The sequence below is a fragment of the Bifidobacterium aerophilum genome (assembly GCF_010667685.1).
Taxonomy (GTDB): Bacteria; Actinomycetota; Actinomycetes; order Actinomycetales; family Bifidobacteriaceae; genus Bifidobacterium; species Bifidobacterium aerophilum.
Window position 1 is genome coordinate 1 of sequence record NZ_WHZW01000042.1, and the last position, 3,372, is coordinate 3,372.

Sequence of the window (3,372 nt, forward strand, 5' to 3'; positions counted from 1 at the left end):
ACGGCCATTTGCATGAACGGTTTGCGCTGGCGGCGTAGGCAATTCAACCTTCGACACATCAATCTCACCTGACATCAATTTGGGTAGCAGCGCGTCACGCAGTTGTTCAAGTGTAACGATTTCTTTGGTGTTATTAGCAATAAGGTTCAAAGCTGTTCTAGTGTCGTTAGAAAATGCTCGTACTTCATTACTGATGCCGGGAACGTTATAAGACATAATCTGGCTCCTATCTCCACGTGGCATTTTTGTTCCTTTGGAACCAGCAACCATATATCTGAAAAACGCATCCGAATAAAGGATGAAAAAGATATAAGGCGCCAGATTTCGATCCTTTGCGCGGAAGACGAGTACATCATTCGAGCAAGTGCCGCTACAATCAGCAAACCAAATTTTCTTAAAGTAAGGACGAATGTTAGAAATTAGGATATCGCCCGATTTGTACACTGTCACTTTACCGGATCGCGGCAGACCAGAAGCCTGTTGTCTGCCACCCTTATCGGGAATAAGACTTTCTGTTGAAACATAGGTGTTGAGATCCGCATTCTCAACCACAGTCTTTTCTGTTACGAGAACACAAATGTCGCGCAATTCGGCATCAAGCTGAGAGCCGAAACTGCTATCGTGTTTAACCGATAGCAACTCCAACAAATGGCCGTTTGTCCGAGACTGTAAATTCGTTGAGTTTCCGCATTATGAATACCAGTAATCCATATCCACCCATCACGGAAGCAAACATAATGATTGGCGACGCAACGATTGACTCGATATTAAAAGCCATGCAGGATACACTGAACGCCCATCAGCTTAAGCAACTTAAGCATGTATTGACAGCCAATCTAGCCATAGACGCGCAAGATGGCGAGAACGAATCGGCGACCCTTCTGGATTCCTTCCTCACCGCCAAAGAACTTGAAGGATGCAGCGAACGCACGCTGAAATACTACGAATCAACGCTTACTCACTACATCAAGAGGACCGATAGGCCACTGCCTCAAATAGATACCGAGCAACTTCGTTCATACCTTACCGAATATCAAGAGACGCACAATGTGGGCAAAGTCACGGTAGACAATATCCGACGCATACTCGCGACGTTCTTCGCATGGTTGGAAGATGAGGACTACATCGTCAAAAGTCCGGCACGAAAGATTCGACGAGTAAAGGCGCCGATTCGCGTCAAGGAAACCATATCAGACGAGGATATGGAACGTCTTCGCGATGGCTGCGAGACAACACGCGATCTTGCGATAATCGATCTGCTATCCTCCACCGGCATGCGCGTAGGCGAACTGGTGAAACTCAACAGAGACAGCATCGACCTCAACGAACGCGAATGCATCGTGCAAGGCAAGGGCAACAAGGAACGACGGGCCTATTTCGACGCTCGAGCCAAACTTCATCTTGAGGAATACCTGCAAGATCGCGGCGACGATAATCCCGCACTATTCGTCAGCCTCAGAGGCAACCACGATCGCATTGCCATCTGTTCCGTGGAAAGCCGACTTCGCGCCCTTGGCAGGAAACTACGGCTCCCCCGCATCCACCCGCATAAGTTCCGCCGAACCATGGCCACCAACGCCATCAACCGCGGCATGCCAGTCGAGCAGGTGCAAAAACTGCTCGGACACGTCAAAATAGACACCACCATGCAATATGCTCTCGTCAGTCAGAGCAACGTGAAGGCATCGCACCGAAAGTATCTGGGATAATCATCCACTTCCTCCTATAATCGGAACCAGTACCAGCCCACACCGGGCGGCCACATAGGGCAACGAACCACATTTGCCAGCTCTTCTTGTTGCATTCTCTCGGTTAAGGATGTAAGCTGAGAGAGCGAAATAAGCTGGACTACGTTCAGTTCGCTGAGGCCATCCCCGCAAAACGGGATGGCCTCAGTGCTTTCAGCGACAGGAGAACCATGCTGCACAAGCCCTACAAAAGCCTGGACGAGCAGATCGTCATTCTCCAGTCACGGGGAATGATAGTGCATGATTCCGCGGCACACGTTCTCAGACGAGAAAGCTACTATTCCATCGTCAATGGCTACAAGGATTTATTTCTCGATACAAACTTCAGGAACGCAGATGAGGAGCGCTACCTGCCAGGAACCACTTTCGATGATCTTTTTGCACTGTTTTCATTCGATCGGCAACTTCGCTGCTTGCTATTCGAGGCCATCACTCAGACAGAAGCATCACTGAAAGCGGCTTGTGCCCATGAATTCACCAAGCTTCATCCCGACGAGGTAAATCCATATCTGTTTCCGGATAATTACGATCAGGGTCGCCGTTCCAGCGCCATGACACTCATCAATAAGGTATTCACGAAAATTCTCGAGCTTGATGGCAATCCGCGCAACAAGGGTGAATACGGCGGCAAAGCCTACATTCGACATTGTATGGAGGATTTAGACGGTCAAGTACCATTCTGGGTACTGACCAATGACCTATCGCTGGGACAAACCGTATGGTTCTTCCAAACACAGACCAAGGAAGTCCGTCTTGCAATCGCAAAAAGTTTCACCAAGCTATACTCCGATACACACAGCAAGCCACACATAATCACGGTCAAACATCTTGACCGTATATTCAATCGACTAGTGTTTTTCAGAAATCTCTGCGCCCACGACGAACGCTGCTATTGCGCTCATTATGACCACCGCCTCAATGAATCCGTTTTCCAAGTGATTAATGATTTACATTATTTATTGGATAAAAGTTCCTATATTGAGTTCCTGAAAAGAATCTCAGCGCTACTAGACAACATCATGTCAACAATCCCCCAACAATCGAAAAGCATTTGCAAAGCAATGGGAATCCAAAACCGAAATCAGCTCACACAGCAACTGGCAAAATCGCTAACATAGCTAAACCGTATTTAGTTCTTAGACGTCAATAGGAGGCACCTAGGATGACTGTATTCCAGCTCGCAGACGTATGTTCTCGACTAAGTAGCGGCAAAGGAATCCACGCCAATGAGCTCTCTGCCAATGGAAAATATCCTGTAATAGGCGGAAACGGAGAACGCGGACGAACGTCAACCTTCAATTTTGACGGTGAATGCGCTGTTATTGGACGCCAAGGCGCAAACTGCGGGAATGTGCGTTTCTTTGAAGGCCGTGCCTATATGACCGAACACGCAGTCATCGTTCAGGCCAACAACAAGGCAGATACTCAATATCTCGCATATCTGCTTTCAACCATGCACCTTGGAAATCTTTCTGCACAGTCCGCACAACCTGGTCTCTCGGTCAAGACCCTCTCAAAGCAGGTGGTATTACTTCCCACGCTTGCGATACAGAAACAATGTTCAAAGATTCTTTCCACTTTTGACCAAGAGATCAACAATCTCACTCTGACAAACGGCCATTTG

General features: G+C 48.0%; 4 protein-coding genes. 3 read left to right on the forward strand and 1 reads right to left on the reverse strand.

Annotated features, from left to right (window positions below; all coding sequences use genetic code 11):
* Nucleotides 1–648: restriction endonuclease subunit S (locus GFD25_RS11835; RefSeq protein ID WP_163233078.1), on the reverse strand; the 648-nt coding region annotated here is incomplete at its 3' end.
* A 92-nt stretch (nt 649–740) separates the two neighbouring features.
* Here GFD25_RS11835 and xerA point away from each other — a divergent pair.
* From xerA to GFD25_RS11850, 3 genes are all read left to right on the forward strand, one after another.
* Entirely contained in the window at nt 741–1,709 is a 969-nt protein-coding gene (xerA, locus tag GFD25_RS11840) for a site-specific tyrosine recombinase/integron integrase (RefSeq protein WP_420837559.1), read from the forward strand.
* Nucleotides 1,710–1,918: 209 nt separating this feature from the next.
* Nucleotides 1,919–2,866 carry an Abi family protein gene (locus GFD25_RS11845; protein ID WP_163233082.1) on the forward strand — a complete coding sequence of 316 codons (948 nt, stop codon included), beginning with the start codon at nt 1,919–1,921 and terminating at the stop codon, nt 2,864–2,866.
* Nucleotides 2,867–2,910: 44 nt separating this feature from the next.
* On the forward strand, nt 2,911–3,372 hold a 462-nt coding region (locus tag GFD25_RS11850; protein ID WP_163233085.1), incomplete at its 3' end, for a restriction endonuclease subunit S.